12 protein-coding genes are annotated in these 20,290 nt (G+C 68.8%); 7 read left to right on the plus strand and 5 right to left on the minus strand.

Features of this window, described 5'->3' with window-relative positions:
• Positions 1–124: 124 nt before the first annotated feature.
• The 3 genes from betA to betI are packed head-to-tail and all read right to left on the minus strand — an operon-like array spanning position 125 to position 3,926.
• Positions 125–1,825 (minus strand): choline dehydrogenase, encoded by a 1,701-nt coding sequence (gene betA / locus WT53_RS27070; protein ID WP_059780828.1) that lies wholly within the window; start codon positions 1,823–1,825, stop codon positions 125–127.
• Between the two features lie 14 nt (positions 1,826–1,839).
• A complete protein-coding gene (gene betB / locus WT53_RS27075) occupies positions 1,840–3,309 on the minus strand; it encodes a betaine-aldehyde dehydrogenase (protein WP_060262352.1) in 1,470 nt (489 codons plus the stop codon).
• A 32-nt stretch (positions 3,310–3,341) separates the two neighbouring features.
• On the minus strand, positions 3,342–3,926 hold the full coding sequence (gene betI, locus WT53_RS27080) for a transcriptional regulator BetI (RefSeq protein ID WP_060262354.1): 585 nt from the start codon (positions 3,924–3,926) through the stop codon (positions 3,342–3,344).
• A gap of 721 nt (positions 3,927–4,647) precedes the next feature.
• Between betI and WT53_RS27085 the strand changes: the two genes are divergently transcribed.
• From WT53_RS27085 to WT53_RS27115, 7 genes are all read left to right on the plus strand, one after another.
• A complete protein-coding gene (locus WT53_RS27085) occupies positions 4,648–5,550 on the plus strand; it encodes an alpha/beta fold hydrolase (RefSeq protein ID WP_059823347.1) in 903 nt (300 codons plus the stop codon).
• 67 nt (positions 5,551–5,617) lie between these two features.
• Positions 5,618–6,187 carry an isoprenylcysteine carboxylmethyltransferase family protein gene (locus WT53_RS27090; protein WP_034204248.1) on the plus strand — a complete coding sequence of 190 codons (570 nt, stop codon included), beginning with the start codon at positions 5,618–5,620 and terminating at the stop codon, positions 6,185–6,187.
• A 17-nt stretch (positions 6,188–6,204) separates the two neighbouring features.
• Positions 6,205–7,488, plus strand: a complete 1,284-nt coding sequence (locus tag WT53_RS27095) for a glycosyltransferase (RefSeq protein ID WP_060262356.1) — start codon at positions 6,205–6,207, stop codon at positions 7,486–7,488.
• Positions 7,485–9,080 carry a DHA2 family efflux MFS transporter permease subunit gene (locus WT53_RS27100; protein WP_034204250.1) on the plus strand — a complete coding sequence of 532 codons (1,596 nt, stop codon included), beginning with the start codon at positions 7,485–7,487 and terminating at the stop codon, positions 9,078–9,080. Before WT53_RS27095 ends, WT53_RS27100 begins: the two co-directional genes overlap by 4 nt.
• Before the next feature lie 10 nt (positions 9,081–9,090).
• On the plus strand, positions 9,091–10,029 hold the full coding sequence (locus tag WT53_RS27105; RefSeq protein WP_034204251.1) for a glycosyltransferase family 2 protein: 939 nt from the start codon (positions 9,091–9,093) through the stop codon (positions 10,027–10,029).
• Positions 10,030–10,040: 11 nt separating this feature from the next.
• On the plus strand, positions 10,041–11,888 hold the full coding sequence (locus WT53_RS27110) for an efflux transporter outer membrane subunit (RefSeq protein WP_034204252.1): 1,848 nt from the start codon (positions 10,041–10,043) through the stop codon (positions 11,886–11,888).
• Positions 11,888–13,081, plus strand: coding sequence for an efflux RND transporter periplasmic adaptor subunit (locus tag WT53_RS27115; RefSeq protein ID WP_034204253.1), 1,194 nt, complete (start codon positions 11,888–11,890; stop codon positions 13,079–13,081). Before WT53_RS27110 ends, WT53_RS27115 begins: the two co-directional genes overlap by 1 nt.
• A gap of 112 nt (positions 13,082–13,193) precedes the next feature.
• Here WT53_RS27115 and WT53_RS27120 read toward each other — a convergent pair whose 3' ends face one another.
• Together WT53_RS27120 and WT53_RS27125 are read right to left on the minus strand one after the other, a co-directional pair.
• A complete protein-coding gene (locus tag WT53_RS27120) occupies positions 13,194–16,628 on the minus strand; it encodes a GLUG motif-containing protein (RefSeq protein WP_034204254.1) in 3,435 nt (1,144 codons plus the stop codon).
• Between the two features lie 166 nt (positions 16,629–16,794).
• The gene (locus WT53_RS27125; protein WP_034206119.1) at positions 16,795–20,217 is read right to left on the minus strand and encodes a GLUG motif-containing protein; all 3,423 of its coding nucleotides are present in this window, start codon (positions 20,215–20,217) and stop codon (positions 16,795–16,797) included.
• Positions 20,218–20,290 lie beyond the last annotated feature (73 nt).

Below are 20,290 nucleotides of genomic sequence, written 5' to 3' on the forward strand. Positions count from 1 at the left end.
AACGCCGAGCGTTTGGGGGCGGATATCGACAATCGCCAAATCCGGAAACGAAAAACGCTGCTGAAGGCAACCGTCAGCAGCGTTACACGAGGAGCGCAAAGACCGCGCAGAATACCCGCTTGCGTCAGACCGTTTCCGGTTGCCGCACGGCCTTCGCGACATTGCGCGCCGGTGCGCCGTTCGCGACGAAGTACGGCACGTCGACACGGGCGAGCGGCGTGCGGCGGCGGATCTTGTCGGCGATCTTCTCGGCGATCATGATCGTCGGCGCGTTCAGGTTGCCGGTCGTGATGATCGGCATGATCGACGCATCGACCACGCGCAGCCCGTCGAGCCCGTGCACGCGGCCTTCTTCGTCGACCACCGCCATGTCGTCGTAACCCATCTTGCACGAGCACGACGGATGGAACGCGGTTTCCGCGCGAGCGCGCACGAATGCGTCGAGCTCCTTGTCGGTCTTGCAGTCGGCGCCCGGATTCAACTCGCGGCCGCGATAGCGATCGAGCGCCGGCTGTCGCATGATCTCGCGCGTCGCGCGAATCGCATCGCGGAACTCGCGCCAGTCGAGCGCTTCGGCCATGTAGTTGAACAGGATGCTCGGATGATCGTTCGGATCGCGCGAGCGCAGCTTCACGCGGCCGCGGCTCGGCGAGCGCATCGAGCCGACGTGCGCCTGGAAGCCGTGCATCTCGATCGCGTTCGAGCCGTTGTAGTTGATCGCCACCGGCAGGAAGTGATACTGGATGTTCGGCCACAGGTCGTCGTCGCGCGTGCGGATGAAGCCGCCGGCCTCGAAGTGATTGCTCGCGCCGAGGCCCGTGCCGTTCAGCATCCATTCGAGGCCGATCTTCGGCTGGTTCCACCACTTGAGCGCCGGATACAGCGAGACCGGCTCCTTGCACTCGTACTGGATGTACATCTCCAGGTGGTCCTGCAGATTCTGGCCGACGCCGGGCAGGTCGAGCACGACGGGAATGTCGAGTTCCTTCAGCCATGCGCCGGGGCCGACGCCCGAGCGTTGCAGCAGTTGCGGCGACGCGATCGCGCCGCTGCACACGAGCACTTCGCGGCGGGCGTGCGCGGTCGCGCGTTCGCTGCCGCGCAGGTACGTGACGCCCGACGCGCGCTTGCCGTCGAACAGGATGCGGTCGGCGAGCGCGTGCGTGACGATCTCGAGATTCGGCCGCACCTTCGCCTGATCGAGGTAGCCGCGCGCGGTGCTCGCGCGGCGGCCCTTCGGCGTGACGGTGCGGTCCATCGGGCCGAAGCCTTCCTGCTGATACCCGTTCAGGTCGTCGGTGCGCGGATAGCCGGCCTGCACGCCCGCGTCGACCATCGCCTCGAACAGCGGGTTCACGCCCGGCTTGCTGGTGGTGACCGACACGGGGCCGCTGCCGCCGTGATAGTCGTTCGGACCGATGTCGCGCGTCTCGGCTTTCTTGAAGTACGGCAGGCAGTCGAGATACGTCCAGTTCTCGAGGCCCTTGTGCGTCGACCAGTTGTCGTAGTCGAGCGCGTTGCCGCGGATGTAGCACATCCCGTTGATCAGCGACGAGCCGCCGAGCCCCTTGCCGCGGCCGCACTCCATCCGGCGGTTGTCCATGTGCGGCTCGGGGTCGGTCTCGTACGCCCAGTTGTAGCGGCGGCCCTGCAGCGGGTAGGCGAGCGCCGCCGGCATCTGCGTGCGGAAGTCGAAGCGGTAGTCGGGGCCGCCCGCTTCGAGCAGCAGCACCGTGACGTCCGGATCTTCCGTCAGCCGCGTGGCGAGCACGTTGCCCGCGGAACCCGCGCCGCAGATGATGTAGTCGTATTCGCGTGTCGTCATGACGGATCTCCTTTTCAGAACACCGGGTTGTAGCGGCCGAGCTCGACCTGCACCGACTTGATTCGAGTGTAGTGCTCGAGCGTCGTGATGCCGTTCTCGCGCCCGACACCGGATTGCTTGTATCCGCCAACCGGCATTTCGGCCGGCGATTCGCCCCAGGTATTGATCCAGCAGATGCCGGCTTCGAGGCGATGGATCGTACGGTGCGCGCGCGACAGGTTCTCGGTCACGACGCCGGCCGCGAGGCCGTAGTGCGTGTCGTTCGCGCGCGCGATCACTTCGTCCTCCGATTCGAAATCGAGGATGCTCATTACCGGCCCGAAGATTTCCTCGCGCACGATCTTCATGTCGTCGCGGCAATCGCCGAACACGGTCGGCGCGACGTATTGGCCGCTGCCGAAGTGGCCGTCGGTCAGGCGCGTGCCGCCCGCGAGCAGCTTCGCGCCTTCGGCCTTGCCGCTTTCGATGAAGCCGAGCACCTTGTCGAGCTGCGCGGCCGACACGAGCGGGCCGAAGTTGGTGTCGGCATCGGTCGGCTTGCCGACGCGGATGCGCTTCACGCGTTCGAGCACCTTCGTCGTGAAGGCGTCCTTGATCGAGCGGTGCACGAACACGCGCGTCCCGTTGGTGCAGACCTGGCCCGAGCTGAAGAAGTTGGCGGTGACCGCGATATCGGCCGCGCGGTCGAGGTCCGCGTCGTCGAACACGATCAGCGGCGACTTGCCGCCGAGCTCCATCGTCACTTCCTTCAGCGACGATGCGCCGGCCAGCGACATCACCTTCTTGCCGGTTTCGACGCCGCCGGTGAACGACACCTTCGCGATGTCCGGGTGGCCGGTGAGCAACGCGCCGACCGAGCCGTCGCCCTGCACGACGTTGAACACGCCGGCCGGCACGCCGGCTTCCGTATAGATTTCCGCGAGTTTCAGCGCGGTCAACGGCGTGACTTCGCTCGGCTTGAACACCATCGCGTTGCCGGCCGCGAGCGCCGGTGCGGTCTTCCAGCAGGCGATCTGGATCGGGTAGTTCCACGCGCCGATGCCCGCGCACACGCCGAGCGGCTCGCGGCGCGTGTAGACGAACGACTCGGCGCGCAGCGGTACCTGCAGCCCTTCGATCGCGGTCGCGAGGCCCGCGTAGTACTCGATCACGTCCGCGCCGGTGACGATGTCGACCGCGAGCGTCTCGCCGATCGGCTTGCCGGTGTCGCGCGTCTCGATGGCCGCGAGTTCGTCGTTGCGCTCGCGCAGCAGGTCGACCGCGCGGCGCAGGATGCGCGAGCGCTGCATCGCGGTCATCGCCGCCCATTCGCGCTGGCCTTCCTGCGCGGACGCGACCGCGCGATCGACGTCGGCCGCGCTCGCCTGCTGCACCTGCGCGAGCAGCTCGCCGGTGGCCGGATCGAAGGTGTCGAAAGTCTTGCCGCTCGTGGCGTCGACGTAACCGCCGCCGATGTAGAGGCGCTGCAAACCGTATACGGACATGAGGATCTCCTTGAGGGCGACTGCGTGACGCGTCAGTCGGACGCGAGCAGCAGGTCGATGTAATCGTGGGCGAGCTTCAACGCGGCTCGGGTGTCGATCGGGCCGCCGGCGAGCGCGCCGCGCAGCCACAGGCCGTCGATCAGCGCGGCGAGGCCGCTGGCGGCTTCGCGCGCCTGGGTGCGCGGCAACGCCTTCGCGAACTCGGCGCACAGGTTCGAATGGAGGCGCCGCGTGTTCACGTGCTGCAGGCGCTTGAGCATCGGGTCGTGCATGCTCTGCGACCAGAACGCGAGCCACGTCTTCATCACGGGCGCGCTGACCTGCGTGTCGTCGAAGTTCGCGACGACGATCGCGCGCAGCCGCGAACGCGGATCCTTGCGCGCGGCGACGCGGCGGCGCGTGGTGGCCGACCACAGGTCGCGCAGCACGTGCCGCATCGTCGCTTCGAGCAGGCCGTCCTTGTCGCCGAAGTAATGGCTGACGATGCCCGTCGAGATGTTCGCGCGTTGCGCGACCGATGCGAGCGTCGTGCCGGGCAGGCCCGCTTCGTCGATCGAGCGCAACGTGGCGTCGATCAACTGTGCGCGGCGGATTTCCCGCATTCCGACTTTCGGCATCGTGACTCCCTTCGCCCGGGTGGGCCGTCCATGGAAGTCGGCAGCTTAGCGGTTTTTTATTGAACGATCAATCAACAAAAAATCGGGGGCGAACGGAGTGACGTGTTCCAAACGGAAGGATTCGTCACGCCTGGAGCCCATGTGCAGGTGCGGAAAAACGAGCTGAAAGAAGGTTAACTAAGTTTGAATATGTTTAAAACGGTTCACGAAAATTCGACGTAATCGGAAGCACCGTTTCCCTGCCCGATTCCATTACGAAACGAAAGAATGTCGAAATCTGCAACATTATTCACGATGTGAAATCGTCAAACCGGATCGTGAAGGCGGCTGGCTTTCAAAAATCCGTTTCAATCGACCGATTTATATTGATTAAACCATTGAATATGCAAGAGAAGTTTGTACTTTCGAGCTTCAAAAAGGGTGGCTCGCAAACGATTGCCAGCATCTCTTCCTGAATTCCTCATACCACGGAAATAGATAAATGAATTTGAATCCGACGTATTTCCGGTTCGAGTAGAGGGTATTTTTGGAACGACTTGAGTAAGTAATATCGACCGTATTAGTATGGCGCCGCACCACGAGGAATGAATGGCGCCGCGGGCAATTGCCGCGGTGCGTCGGCAATGAGCGCGTCGAACGACCGCGCGCGGGGTCGGCGTCAGCCATTGCGCACTTGCAGCATGCCGCGACGTCGAGACGCCGCATCCACCGGAGAACGACGATGCCGACCGAAAAACACGTGGTCCCGCTACCGAATGGCCTGAAGGTCTACGTCGAACGGAACGTGTTCGACCCGGCCTTCGACACGGCGATGCTCGTCAACGGCGCGCTCGCGACGACCGCGTCGTTCGGCCAGACCGTCCAGTATCTCGGCGAGCGGATGAACACGATCTGCTTCGACCTGCCGTATGCGGGGCAGTCGCGCCAGCACAATCCCGGCTGCTCCATCCTGACCAAGGACGACGAAGCCGCGATCCTCCAGTACCTGGTCGAGCGCTTCGCGCCGGCGTTCCTCGTGTCGGTGTCGTGGGGCGGCGTCGCGTCGCTGTTCGCGCTCGCGCGCGGCTGCCCGAGCGTGCGGCGCGCGGCGATCTGCTCGTTCTCGCCGTTCCTGAACGATGCGATGGTCGACTACGTGACGCGTGCGCGCGACCACATCGCGGCCGGCGAGAACCTGAAGGCCGCGCAGTTGCTGAACGACACCGTCGGCCGCTATCTGCCGCGCATCATGAAGCTGTACAACTACCGGTATCTCACGCGCCTGCCGCGCGACGAGCAGGACCAGGTCGCGTTCCACGTCGATCAGATCCTGTCGTTGCAGCCCGAGCGCTACTTCAGCGAGTTCTCGAACATCGGCTGCGAGCTGCTGTTCCTGAACGGCGAGCGCGACGAATACACGACGCCGGCCGACGTGCGTCAGCTCGGCGCGCATGTGGCGCGCGCGCGGTTCGCGACGGTGCCGGACGCCGGCCATTTCCTCGACATCGAAGGCCGGGCGCAGCGCGAATGCACCCGTGCCGCGCTGCTCGAATTTTTCTGTGGCGACGCGCCCGCCGCGAACGGCATCGCACGGGCTGCCGCGCACGCGTGCGTGCCCGCGCCGATGCCTGCGCTGTCGTCGTGACGTCGTCCGTCGTGCATCGGGCTCGTCCCGCGCATCCGAATTCCCATCCCAACGAGGCAGGCCAGCCGTGAATATCGTTCAGACCATCGCCATCGTCGTTCCGTGGGCCGCGTGGCTCGCGTACTGGATCGCCACGTCGCAGGGCGTCAAGGCGACCGTGCGCAAGGAAGCGTCGCGCTCGCGCACGCTGCAGTCGATTCCGCTGATCGTCGGCGGCGCGCTGATCATCCTGCCCGATCCGTCGTGGCAGGCGCTCGCGCCCGACTGGCACCGCTTCGGGCTGCAGGCGCAGTGCGGGCTCGCGGTGCTGGTGGCCGGCCTGTTGTTCTCGGTGTGGGCGCGGCTGCATCTGGGCACGAACTGGAGCGTATCGGTCACGCTGAAGGAAGATCACGAGCTCGTGCGCACGGGGCCGTATGCGCTCGTGCGTCACCCGATCTACACCGGCTGCCTGATCGCGCTGGTCGGCGCCGCGCTGATCGGCGGCGAATGGCGCGGCGCGATCGGCGTGCTGCTCGTGTTCGCGTCCCTTGCGTACAAGGTGCGCGTCGAAGAAAGCTGGCTGACCGGATATTTCGGGCCGGCCTACGTGCAGTATCGCCGCGAAGTGGCGGCGCTGATTCCCGGCTTTTACTGATCTCCGCGAGGCGCGCGATGGCGAAGATGATCGTGACCGCGATCGGTTCGGCGGGCGACGTGCATCCGATGCTCGGTATCGCGCGCACGCTCGCGGCGCGCGGTCACGAGGTCGTGTTCTGTACGCATGCGCCGTTCGAGGCGGTCGTGCGCCGCTGCGGGTTCGCGTTCGTGCCGGTCGGCACCGCGGCCGACTATGACGCGGCGATGGCGAACCCGGCGCTGTGGGATCCGCGCACGTCGTTCCGTACGCTGTGGCAGGTGATCGCGCCGACGCTGCGCCCGCATTACGACGCCCTGCGCGCGCTGACCGACACCGACACGGTGCTGGTCGGCACGCTGTGGGCATTTTCCGCGCGCTTCATGCAGGAACTGCACGGCACGCCGTACGTGTCGGTGCAGGTGTCGCCGTCGACGCTGCTGTCCGCGCATGCGCCGCCGACCCACCCGCGCCTGACGATTCCCGCACGCTGGCCGTTGCCGGTGAAGTCGGCGCTGATGACGCTGATCGAGCGGCAGGTGCTCGACCGCGTGTGCGGCCCGGCGCTCGACGCGGTGCGCGGCGAGCTCGGGCTTGCGCCCGCGCGGCGCGTGCTCGGCCGCTGGCTGCATTCGACCGACGGCGTGCTGTGCCTGTTTCCCCGCTGGTTCGCGCCGCCGCAGCCGGACTGGCCGTCGAACCATCTGCAAAGCGGTTTTCCGTTGTTCAACGACATCGCCGCCGCCGACGATGCGGCGCTCGATGCGTTTCTCGCGGCCGGCGAGCCGCCGGTCGTGTTCACGGCCGGTTCGACGCTCGTCGATCACGCGGCCTATGCGCGCGCGGCGGCGGACGCGCTGCGCGCGACCGGCGCGCGCGGGATCCTGCTGACGCCGCACGACGATGCGGCGCAGACCGGCGACCGGCTGCTCGTGCGCCGTTTCGTGCCGATGCGCGCGCTGCTGCCGCGTTGCCGCGCGCTCGTGCATCACGGCGGGATCGGCACGGCGGCGCTCGCATGCGAAGCCGGCATCGTGCAGGTCGTCACGCCGTTCGCGCACGACCAGTTCGACAACGCGCAACGCGTCGTCGCGAACGGCTGCGGCGTGCGGGTCGACGGCCCGCTCGACGGCGCGCGGCTCGGCGCGGCGCTCGCGCGCGTGCTCGAAGAACCCGCGTTCGCGGTACACGCGGAGCGTACGCGCGCGCTGCTCGCAGCCGCGCCGGACGGCTGCGGCGCGGCCGCCGATTTCGTCGAACGGTTCGTGCCCGGGCGCGGACGGCTGGCCGCGCGGGCCGATGTCGCGGTGGCCGGCGCATGAGCACCGCGTCGCCGCTTCGCGACGGGCCCGTCGCGCCGTCCGCGTTCGACGGGCCGGCGCCCGTGCCGGCCGCGCAGCCGGTGCGCGGCATCCGGCTCGCGCTGCTGACGTTCGCGCTGTCGCTCGCGACCTTCATCGAGGTGCTCGACTCGACCGTGACGAACGTCGCGGTGCCGGCGATCTCCGGCAGTCTCGGCGTATCGAACAGTCAGGGCACGTGGGTGATCAGCTCGTATTCGGTCGCGGCCGCGATCGCGGTGCCGCTGACCGGCTGGCTCGCACGGCGCGTCGGCGAGTTGCGGTTGTTCGTCGGCGCGGTGCTGCTGTTTACGCTGACGTCGCTGCTGTGCGGGCTCGCGCGAGACCTGCACGTGCTCGTGATCTGCCGCGCGCTGCAGGGATTGTGTTCCGGGCCGATGGTGCCGCTGTCGCAGACGATCCTGCTGCGCACGTTCCCGCCGGACAAGCGCACGATCGCGCTCGCGCTGTGGGCGATGACCGTGCTGCTCGCGCCGATCTTCGGGCCGGTGGTCGGCGGCTGGATCGTCGACAACTTTTCGTGGCCGTGGATCTTCCTGATCAATTTGCCGATCGGGCTGTTCTCGTTCGCGGTGTGCACCGCGATGCTGCGCCCCGACGCGCAGCGCGGCGCGGCCGGCCCGATCGACGTGCCGGGCATCGTGTTGCTCGTGATCGGCGTCGGCTCGCTGCAGGCGATGCTCGATCTCGGCCACGACCGCGGCTGGTTCGATTCGCCGCTGATCGTCACGCTCGCGGCGGTCGCGGCGGTCGCGATCGTGTCGCTGCTGATCTGGGAGGCGGGCGAAGCGCATCCCGTGGTCGATCTGAGCCTGTTTCGCGACCGCACGTTCTCGTTCTGCGTGCTGATCGTCTCGCTCGGGATGATGAGCTTCTCCGTGGTCGGCGTCGTGTTTCCGCTGTGGATGCAGGCCGTGATGGGCTACAACGCGTTCCACGCGGGGCTCGCGACCGCGTCGCTCGGCGTGCTCGCGCTGGTGTTCTCGATCCTCGTCGGGCTGCATGCGCACCGCTTCGACGCGCGCGTGCTCGCGACGTTCGGTTTCCTCGTCTTCGCGGCCGTGCTCGCATGGGACGCGCACTTCACGCTGAAGATGACGTTCGCGCAGATCGCCGCGCCGGGGCTGATCCAGGGGATCGGGCTGCCGTGCTTCTTCATTCCGCTGACTGCCGCCACGCTGTCGCGCATTCCGGACGACCGGCTCGCCGCCGCGTCGAGCCTGTCGAATTTCCTGCGTACGCTGTCGGCCGCATTCGGCACCGCGATGAGCGTGACGCTGTGGGACAACCGCGCGACCTATCACTACGACGTCGTCTCGCAATCGGTCACGCATGCGTCCGCCAACACGCAGCGCTTCGTGCACACGCTGAACGCGATGGGCGTGGACGGCGTGCGCGAACTGACGACGCTGCATCAGGTCGTGATGCAGCAGGCGTACATGATGGCGACCAACGACATGTTCTGGATGGCGAGCATGACGTGCGTCGTGCTTGCCGCGATGATGTGGTTGACGCGGCCCAGGCGCGGCGCGGCAGCATCGTTCGGGCATTGAGGAGCGGACCATGACGACACTCGGCGCACTCGTGATCCTCTATCACCCGAGCGACGCGCAGCTCGACGCGCTGCGCGGCTGGCGGCACGCGTGCGACGCGCTGCTCGTCGTCGACAACACGCCGCAGCCGGATGCGCGTGCGCGCGAGCTGTGCGCGCGCGACGGCATCGCGTGGCTGCATCACGGCAATCGCGGCGGGATCGCGGGCGCTTACAACGCGGGGCTCGCAGCGCTGTTCGGCGACGGCGTCGATGCAGTCGCGCTGTTCGATCAGGACTCGTCGGTGCCGGCCGGATACTTCGCGACGATGCGCGGCGTCTGCACAACGCTCGCGGCGCGCGCGTTCCTGGCCGGCCCGCGCATCTTCGACGAGAACGCGCAAAGCTTCCTGCCGGAACTCGCGACGAACGGGATCGGGTTGCGCCGGCTGAGTCTCGCCCCCGACGCACCGATGCAGCGCTGCGCGTTCCTGATCTCGTCGGGCTGCGTCGTGTCGCGCGATGCATTCGACGTGCTCGGCCGCTTCGACGAGACGCTGTTCATCGATCATGTCGACACCGAGTACAGCTTCCGCGCGCTTGCGCGCAACGTGCCGCTCTATGTCGTGCCGTCGCTGGTGCTGCCGCACCGGATCGGCGCGAAACGGCGGCATGCGATCGGCCCTTTCGAAATGACGTCGATGAATCACTCGTGGCAACGGCGCTACTACAGCGCACGCAATGCGGTGCAGCTCGGCATGCAGTACGGGCTGCGCTTTCCGGTGGCGCTCGTGCCGAATCTGCTGACCGTGTGGCAGGTCGTGCAGATCGCGCTCGTCGAGCGTGACAAGCGCGCGAAGCTGGCCGGCATCCTGTTCGGCGTCGCGGACGGTCTGTTCGGCCGCCTCGGCCCGCTCGAGCGCACGCGGCCGCGTCTGGCCGCGCGGGCGCAGCACGTTCGGCAGGGGTGACGATGCGGAGGATGAGGCAAGCGGCGGGTTCGCCGCGTGGCGCGAAGGGCGGCTGGTCGATCGCGGCGGCCGCGGCATTGCTCGCATTGGGCGGATGCGTGCCGTCGGGCTTCCTGCCGGCGCTGTCGCTGCGCGCGCCGGCCGACGATGCACTCGTGCATACCGCCGGCCCGGGCGCGAACGGCGCGTGGCCGGCGCCCGACTGGGTGAAGCAGCTGCAGGATCCGCAACTCGACGACCTGGTCGCCGAGGCGTCGCGGAACAATCCCGATCTGCAGGTCGCACAGGCGCGGCTGCGGATCGCGCAGGCGCAGCTTCAGCAGTTCGATTCGCTGACGGGCTTGACGGGCACGGCCGGCGCGACGATCAGCCGCGCGCGGATGCCGAAGCCCGGCGACATCGCCGACGTGACGGCCGGCGGCTATCGCGTGCCGGTGCAGATCTTCGGCGATCCGAACGTGTCGCCGTCGTCGATCTTCGTCGGACTGAACTATCAGCTCGACCTGTGGGGCAAGAACCGCGCGGCGACGAAGAGCCTGATGTCGTTGCGCGACGCGGCCGGCGTCGAGGCCGAACAGGTGCGGCTCACGCTCGCCGTCGCGATCGTCACCGTGTATTGCCAGCTCGACCAGGCGTACGCGATGCGCGACCTGTTGCAGCAGAAACTGAAGATCAGCCAGCGCGTGACGGCCGTGCTGCGCGAGCGCACCGCGCGCGGCCTCGACAACGCGTACGACGCGAGCGATGCGTCGATCAAGCGCAGCCGCCTGCTCGAGCAGATCGCGCTGAACGACGAGCAGATCAAGCTCGCGCAACTGCAACTCGGCGTACTGTCCGGCCGTGGCCCGGAACGCGGGCTCGCACTGCAGCGGCCGCGCGTCGGCGCGTTCGCGGGCGGCGCGCTGCCGGCCCGGCTGCCGGCCGATCTGCTGGGTCGCCGGCCCGACATCGTCGCCGCGCGGCTGCGGGTCGAAGCCGCGTTCGCGAATGCCGACTCGACGCGCGCGCAGTTCTATCCGGACGTGAACCTCGTCGCGCTCGGCGGCGTGTTCGCGTTGACGCCCGCATCGCTGTTCTCGCGCGATTCGCTCGCGGGCTCCGTCGGCCCCGCGATCTCGCTGCCGATCTTCGATCGCGGCCGGCTGAAGGCGAAGCTCGGCGCTGACGTCGCGCAGGCCGACGTCGCGATCGGGTTGTACAACAAGACCGTCGACGATGCGCTCGGGCAGGTCGCGCAACTCGTCACGTCGCTGCAGACGTCGCAGACGCTCGTCGCGCAGCAGCAGGACGCGGTCGCGGCCGCGCAGAAAATCGTGGAGATCGCGGCGGATCGGCATCGGCGCGGCGTGCTGATGCAGAAGGACGTCGATGTCGCGGATCTCACGCTGATCGACGAGCGCGCGCAGATGATCGCGTTGCTCGGCAAGCAGCGGACGCTGCGGGTCGGGTTGATCGGCGCGCTGGGCGGCGGATTCGACGCGAGGAGCGGGGCGTCGGCGCCCGCTTCGGCATCGACGCCGGCCGTTCGCCAAGCGCGCGGCGGCGTGGCGAAGCGAGGACCGGCGACGGCGGCGAGCGTGAGTCGGGCGACTGCGACGGCGGCGCCGCCCGATACGCGTTCGGCGGCCGGGGCCTCGCGGCAGGCCGCCGGATCCGGCGGCACGTCGGCCACCGGTGTCGCATCGCGCGATACGGCGACCCGTACGTCGAATGCGGCCGCGGCGAACAACGACCCGACGCCACGCGGTGCACCCGCGTCGACCCGTACCGCGTCCGCGAACCTGGCGGCCGACCCGCGCGCGACGCCGGCCATTCCGCTGTTTCAGCATGACCGCCTGATCGTTACGCAAAGCGACTGATGCATCACGACAACCTTCATACCGCCGCGCCGCCGGCCTCACTCGGTGACGACCCGGCGCTCGACGCGCGCCGCGCGACGCGCCGCAAGCGCTTCATGGTGTTCTTCGCGATCGTGCTCGCGGCCGCGCTCGCATGGCTCGCGTTCTGGTTTTTGAGCCAGCGTTACTACGAAGACACCGACGACGCGTATGTCGCGGGCAGCATCGTGCAGGTTGCCGCGCAGATTCCGGGCGCCGTGACCGACGTGCTGGTCGCCGATACGCAGGTCGTGCGCGCGGGGCAGACACTCGTGCGGCTCGACGATACCGAGGCGTCCGTTGCGTTCGCGCAGGCGAAGGCGCAACTCGTGCAGGCCGTACGGCAGGTCGCGAACGCGAAGATCTCGAACACGATGTACGTCGAAGCGGTGAACGCGCGACGGGCCGACCTGCAGCTCGCGCAGCGCGCGCTGGCGGCGCGTTCGGGCGCGTCGGTCGAGATCGTCGCGCCCGAGGAGCTGGCGCGCGCCCGCGCGGCGGTAGCCGGCGCGCAGGCCAACCTGGCGGCCGCGCAGGCGCAGCTCGATGCGGCGCGCGCGCTCGGCACCCGGCTGCCCGTCGACGAAAGCCCGGCCGTCGTGCAGGCGGCCGCGCAATTCAAGCTCGCCTACCGGAACCTGAAGCGCACGACGATCGTTGCGCCCGTCGACGGCACGGTCGGACAGCGCTCGGTGCAGGTCGGCCAGCAGGTCGGCCCCGGCGTGCCGCTGATGTCGATCGTGCAGCTCAACCGCTTGTGGATCGACGCGAATTTCAAGGAAGGGCAGATTCGCCACATGCGCGTCGGGCAGCCGGTCGAAGTCGTATCGGACCTCTACGGCGCACGCATCGTCTATCGCGGCCGCGTGCAGGGATTTTCGGCGGGTACGGGCAGCGCGTTCTCGATGCTGCCGTCGCAGAATGCCGCCGGCAACTGGATCAAGGTCGTGCAGCGCGTGCCGGTCGTGATCGCGCTCGATCCGCGCGATCTCGCCGCGCATCCGCTGCGCGTCGGGCTGTCGATGCGCGTGACGGTCGACACGCACGATCGCAACGGCCATGCGCTCGACAGCGAACCGCCGACGCCGGCGGTCAGTACGCGCGTGCACGACGGCGTGGCGAGCGAGGCCGAGGTCGCCGCTGCGGCGATCATTCGGGAGAATCGGGGAGGGTAGCGGCAGGGTAGCGGCGCGGCCCGGCGCGCATCGCCGCGGATGCGGGGGAACGAACGCATCGTCGTTCCCCCGCGCGCAGGCGGTCATACTCCCCGCCTGCGCCGGGTCATGGTCAGAAGAACACGAACTGGCCGCCGACGAGCGGCACCCGCGCCGCGTCGCCGGACGCCGTATTGCCCGTCATCGACGTCATCGCGAAACCTGCGAGTCCGCCATACCGCTGACCGTAGCCCTGCGTGTAGGCGATCCGGCTGGTGGTCGACGATGCTTGCGTCGTTCCGAAGTCCATTCCCACGATGCCGCCGAGCGTGGCATTCAGGCCGCCGCTCACGGTGCCTGACGACGACGATCGGTCGATCGTGCCGCCGTTGATGCCGACCAGGCCGCCGACCTTCGCGCGTGCGCCGCCGTTGACGCTGCCGCTTGCGTCGGACAGCACGATCGAGCCGCGCGCGTGGTTGCCGACGAGCCCGCCCGCATTGCTGTCGGCGCCGGCGGAAACGGCGCCTTGCGCATGTGACGAGGCGACCGTTCCGACGTTGCGGCCGATCAGGCCGCCCGCGTCGCTATCGGCGAGAACCGATACCTTGCCGGACGCGTTGCCGTGGTCGACGCGGCCGACGTTGATGCCGACGAGCCCGCCCGCAGCCGCGTCGTTGCCGGCGACGGCGACCGTACCCGTGGCATTCGACTTGTCGATCGTTCCGTCGGCGGCGTTAATGCCGACGAGGCCGCCCACCGTGCTGCGCGTGCCGCCTACGACGTCGCCGCTCGCGCGCGATGCGGCGATGGCACCCGAGTTGAGGCCGACCAGCGCACCGGCCACGCTGGCCGTACCGGCGGTGACACGGCCGGACGTCTCGGATCCGAGAACCCGGCCTTGATTGCGTCCGACGAGACCGCCGACGGCGGCGTCGGCGCTCGCGACCGATACAACGCTGCTGCTCGACGAGTCGCGGATGTCGCCGCCGTTGAAACCGACGAGCCCGCCCGCATTGCTGCCGGCGCCGGCGGAAACAGTGCCTTGTGCATGCGACGATTCGACGGTTCCGGTGTTGCGGCCGGTCAGGCCGCCGGCGTCGCTGTTGCCGAGGACCGATACTGCGCCGGATGCGCTGGACCCCGACACGCGACCGTCGTTGCGGCCGACGAGCCCGCCCGCCGTCGCATCGTTGCCGGCGACGGCGACCGTACCCGTGGCGTTCGATTTGTCGATCGTACCGACTGCGGTGTTGATGCCGACGAGGCCGCCCACCGTGCTGCGCGCACCGCCTGCGACGCCTCCGCCCGCGTGCGATGCGGCGATGGCGCCCGCGTTGACGCCGACCAGCGCACCGGCGGCGCTGGCCGCGCCGGCGATGACGCGGCCGTCCGCATCGGACCCGCCGACCGTGCCGGTGTTGCGCCCCACGAGACCGCCGACGGTTGCGCCCACGGTCGCGACCGACACCGCGCCGTGGCTCGACGAATCGCGGATGTCGCCGCTGTTGAAGCCGACGAGCCCGCCGAATCCGTTTTGTCCGTTGTCGGGCGACGTGCCGGCGGCCTGGATCGAGACGCTCGCGTCGGCACGGCTGCGGGCGATCGTCGCGGTGCCGAGCCGGCTGTCCGGCGACGTGATGTTTTCGCCGACAAGCCCGCCGAGCGCGGTCGTGTAGCGGTTGCCTTCGACGCGGCCCGACACCGATGCGCGGTCGATCGTGCCGCTCAGGTTCGTGCCGACGAGACCGCCGGCGATGTTGGCGGCCGAGCCGCCGCTCGTCACGACGACATTGCGTGCATGCACGTTCGACAGCGTGCCCTGGATGTTCGCGCCGACCAGCGAGCCGACCATCACGGGCCCGATACCGTAGTTCGCCGTGCCGCGCGCCGACACCGAATCGAGCGTCAGGTTGGCGATCGTGCCGAAGTTTCCGGCGAACAGGCCCACGAACGGTCCGTCGTTGTAGACGGACAGCCCGGAGATCGTATTGCCGAGGCCGTCGAACGTGCCGGTGAACGCCGCATCGCCGCCGATGCTGCGGAACGCGCCGCTGCCCTTGATCGCATTGCCGAGCACGTAGCGGCCGTTCAGGTTCGTATCGACCGCGCGCAATTGATCGACGTCATGGATCACGCGATAGGCCTGCCCGTTCGCGCTGAACGACGCATTCGCGCCCGACAGCGTGACGGTTGCGTTGTCGTTCAGCACATGTCCGTTACCCGAGTTCAGCGCGAGGGCGGCGTTTGCGCCGGTCAGCGCGAGCGGACCGGCGATGTCGATACGCTTCGCGGCGTTGACCTCCAGCCCGGCGCGGCTGCCGTGCGCGCTCAACGCGCGTTGCAGCTTCACGCCGCCGCGCTGCGACGCGAGCGACAGCGTGTGGTCGCCGCTCCAGTTCACGGGGCCTTCGACCGACAGGTCGCCTGCCGCGCCGGTCAATGCAACGTGGGCCGTGTCGAGATTGCGCGACAGCGTGGCTGCGCCGATCGTCGCGTTCGCATCGTCGGCGACGCGTGCGTTCGCCGTGTCGATCTTCCACGTGCCCGAGCGGCCGTTCGCGCCGCGCGTGTCGACCTTCGCGTCGTCGGCGATGCGCACGTCCGCGCCGCGCGTCGCCACTTCGCCGCCGTTGCCCGCCGTGGCGCTCGCGTCCAGCGTGCCGCCGGCCAGCACGGTGCCGCCGTCGAGCGTGATGCGCCCGCCGTGGCTGCTCAGTCCACGCGCCTCGATGGTGCCGGTGTTGTTGACTGCCGCGTTCAGCAGATTGCCAGCCGCGCGGGCAGTCATCAGCACCTCGCCGCCATCGGCTTTCAGCAGCCCGCCGTTGCTCGCCTGCGCGTCGACGGCGCCGCCTTCGACCTGCACGCTGAGCAGATCGCTGCCGTCGAAGTTGACCTTGAACGCGTTGCCGGCGCCGAGCGCGATGCGGCCCATCTTCGCCTGGATCACGCCGGTGTTCGACACGCGCGCGCCGAGCAGCGCGACGCTGCCGCCGTCGGCGGCGGTGATGTGGCCGGCGTTGGCGACGGACGCGGCCGATGTGCCGGCGAAGCGATAGTTGCCGGCGAGGAAGTCGGCATCGGACAGGTTCTGCGTGGACGCGACGAGGCTGCCGACGTTGACCTGCGAGCCGGCGCCGAACATCACGCCGTTCGGGTTGACGAGGAAGACCTTGCCGTTGGCGTCGATGCGGCCGTCGATCTGGCTGCCGCGGTTGCCGATCACGCGGTTCAGCGCGATCGACGAACTGCCGGGCTGGTGGAACGACACGCGTTCGCCGCCGGCGACGCCGAAGTCCTGCCAGTTGGTGATGAGCTTGTCGGAGTGCTGGTTGATGGACATCGTCTTGCCGTCGGCGGACGTGGCGATGTCGGCGTGGCCGGCGACGACGGCCTGGCCGGTGGGCAGCGCGTGGGCGGGCACGGCGGCGAGGCCGAGCAGCGACACGGCGGCGGCCGCGACGAGCTTGCCGCCGCCGGATTTGCCGCGGCGGCGCGCGGTTTCCCCGACTGCGCTCCAGCACCCTTGTGCGTGATTCCACACCAATGCGTAGGTCTTGTTCATCGTTTTCGTTTCCTGGGTGATGAGTATATTGAGTTCATCAGTCCACCTGACAACATGACTGATGAACGATGGCGCGGAATGAATTTCCGCTTCAAGCGGCGGACGATCTGCCCGCCGCCATGTGCCGGCGCCGGCGGTCGGACTGCCCGCCTGCGCCGGGTCACAGTCAGTGGATGCCGAACTGGTTGCCGACGAACGGCACGTTCATGGCTTCGCCCGATACCGTATTGCCCTGCATCGACGTCTTCGAGAAGCCCGCGATGCCGCCGTATTGCTGACCACGGCCAAACTCGTAGGCGACCCGGCTGCTGGTCGACGACGCTTGCGCGGTGCCGCGGTTCGTCCCGATGAGGCCGCCGAGGTTCGCGTACAAGCTGGCGCTCACGGTGCCGGACGACGACGACCGGCTGATCCTGCCGTCGTTGAGACCCACCAGGCCGCCGACGTTGGCATTGCGGCCGCCCGTCGCGTTGCCGGTCGCGTCGGACAGCTCGATCGTGCCGCCCGCGTGGTGGCCGACGAGCCCGCCGACGTTGCTCTTGTTGCCGGCGACGACGGCCCCCGACGCATGCGAGCTTCGTACCGTGCCGCTGTTGAAGCCGACCAGTCCGCCCGCCTGGCTCGCAGCGTCGGCCATGACGGTGCCGCTCGCCCGTGACGAATCGACGGTTCCGGTATTCCGACCGATCAGGCCGCCGATCTCCGCGTTTTCGTCGGCCTGGACCGTGCCCGATGCGCTGACGCTCACGACGCGGCCGCCGTTGGTACCGACGAAGCCGCCGACGCGGCTGTTCGTTTCGCCTCGCACCGAGCCGTGCGCGGACGACGCGCCGATCGTCGAATTCGCGTCGGTGATGCCCGCAAAGCCGCCGATCGATTCGGTATCCATACCGTCCACGCTGCCGCGTGCGCTCGATCCGTCGATGATGCCGCCGGCCGCGTTGCGGCCGACGAAGCCGCCCGCCGGTGCGCCGGCGAAAGTCATCACGTCGCCGCTTGCGTTCGACGCGTCGATTCTTCCTCGATTGATGCCGACGAACCCGCCCACGGCGCCGACGGCGTTGCGCGCCGCCACGTCGCCATGTGCGTCCGACGCCTGGATGCGGCCGCCGTTGACGCCGACGAGCCCGCCGGCGACGCCGTTATCCAGCGCCGCCACGTCGCCGGTCGCACTGGAACGGTCGACGAGGCCGTCGTTGACGCCGACGAGGCCGCCCGCGATGCCGTTCGTCGCGGCTGCGACGCTGCCGGATGCGTAGGCGCCCGTCACCACGCCGCTGTTGCGGCCGACGAGGCCGCCGGCCGTGCCGCGCACGCCGGCCGTGACACTGCCGCCTGCGCGCGAGGCGGCGATGGCGCCCGCATTGACGCCGACCAGTGCACCGGCGACGCCGGCCGTGCCGACGGTGACACGACCGGACGCATCGGATCCGGCGACCGTGCCGGTGTTGTTCCCGACGAGACCGCCGACGGCTGCGCCGGAGCGTGCTACGTACACCTGCCCCTTGCTCGACGAATCGCGGATATCGCCGTTGCTGAAGCCGACGAGGCCGCCGATCCCGCTTTTCTCGCTGTTGACGAGCGTGTCGGCGATATCGATGGAGACGTTCGCGTCGGCGCGGCTGCGGGCGATCGTCGCGGTGCCGGAGCGGGCGTCGGGCGACGTGACGTTCTCGCCGACGAGCCCGCCGAGCGCGGTCGTGTAGCGGTCGCCTGCGACGCGGCCCGACACCGACGCGCGGTCGATCGTGCCGCCCTGGTTCCGGCCGACGAGGCCGCCGGCGACGTTGGCGGGCGAGCCGCCGGTCGTGACGGAAACATTGCGCGCGTGCACGTTCGACAGCGTGCCTCGCACGTTCGCGCCGGCCAGCGCGCCGACGGCGCTGCCGCGATAATTCGCCGTGCCGCGCGCCGACACCGAATCGAGCGTCAGGTTGGCGATCGTGCCGCTGTTGATCGCGAACAGGCCGACGAACGGCGCGCTGTTGTAGACGGACAACCCGGAGATCGTGTTGCCGAGGCCGTCGAACGTGCCGGCGAACGCCGCGTTGCCGCCGATGCTGCGGAACGCGCCGCTGCCCTTGATCGCATTGCCGAGCACGTAGCGGCCGTTCAGATTCGTATCGACCGCGCGCAAGTCATCGACGTCGCGGATCACGCGATAGGCCTGCCCGTTCGCGTTGAACGACGCATTCGCGCCCGACAGCGTGACAGCTGCATTGCCGTTCAATGCGTGACCGTCGCCCGAGTTCAATGCGAGGCTGGCGTTGCGGCCCGTGAGCGCGACCTTGTCGTTGACGGCGATGCGTCGTGCGGCGTTGACTGCGATGCGCGCATTGGCGCCACTCGCCGTCAGCGACTTGCCGAGATGCACGTCGCCGCGCACAGACGTCAGCGTGAGGCCGTGATCGCCGTTCCAGCCAATCGCGCCGTCGGTCGTCAGCGCACCGTCGGTGCTCGTCAGTTCGACCGGCGTGGTGCCGAGATTGCGCGACAGCGTGGCTGCGCCGATCGTCGCGTTCGCGTCGTCGGCGACGCGTGCGTTTGCCGTGTCGATCTTCCACGTGCCCGAGCGGCCGTTCGCGCCGCGCGTGTCGACCTTCGCATCGTCGGCGATGCGCACGTTCGCACCACGCGTCGCAACTTCGCCGCCGTTGCCGGCCGCGGCGCTCGCGTCCAGCGTGCCGCCGGCCAGGACGGTGCCGCCGTCGAGCGTGATGCGCCCGCCGTGGCTGCTCAGCCCGCGCGCCTCGATGGTGCCGGTGTTGTTGACTGCCGCGTTCAGCAGGTCGCCCGCGGCGCGCGCAGTCATCAGCACTTCGCCGCCGTCGGCTTTCAGCAGCCCGCCGTTGCTCGCCTGCGCGTCGACCGCGCCGCCTTCGACCTGCACGCTGAGCAGATCGCTGCCGTCGAAGTTGACCTTGAACGCATGGCCGGCGCCGAGCGCGATGCGGCCCATCTTCGCCTGGATCACGCCGGTGTTCGACACGCGCGCGCCGAGCAGCGCGACGCTGCCGCCGTCGGCGGCGGTGATGTGGCCGGCGTTGGCGACGGACGCGGCCGATGTGCCGGCGAAGCGATAGTTGCCGGCGAGGAAGTCGGCATCGGACAGGTTCTGCGTGGACGCGACGAGGCTGCCGACGTTGACCTGCGAGCCGGCGCCGAACATCACGCCGTTCGGGTTGACGAGGAAGACCTTGCCGTTGGCGTCGATGCGGCCGTCGATCTGGCTGCCGCGGTTGCCGATCACGCGGTTCAGCGCGATCGACGAACTGCCGGGCTGGTGGAACGACACGCGTTCGCCGCCGGCGACGCCGAAGTCCTGCCAGTTGGTGATGAGCTTGTCGGAGTGCTGGTTGATGGACATCGTCTTGCCGTCGGCGGACGTGGCGATGTCGGCGTGGCCGGCGACGACGGCCTGGCCGGTGGGCAGCGCGTGGGCGGGCACGGCGGCGAGGCCGAGCAGCGACACGGCGGCGGCCGCGACGAGCTTGCCGCCGCCGGATTTGCCGCGGCGGCGCGCGGTTTCCCCGACCGCGTTCCAGCACCCTTGTGCGTGGTTCCACACCAATGCGTAGGTCTTGTTCATCGTTTTCATTTCCTCGGTGATGAGTATCTTGAGTTCATCAGCAAACCTAACTGACGAATTGAGAGGCGAAACG

This window comes from Burkholderia sp. MSMB2157WGS (assembly GCF_001532755.1).
Classification (GTDB): Bacteria; Pseudomonadota; Gammaproteobacteria; order Burkholderiales; family Burkholderiaceae; genus Burkholderia.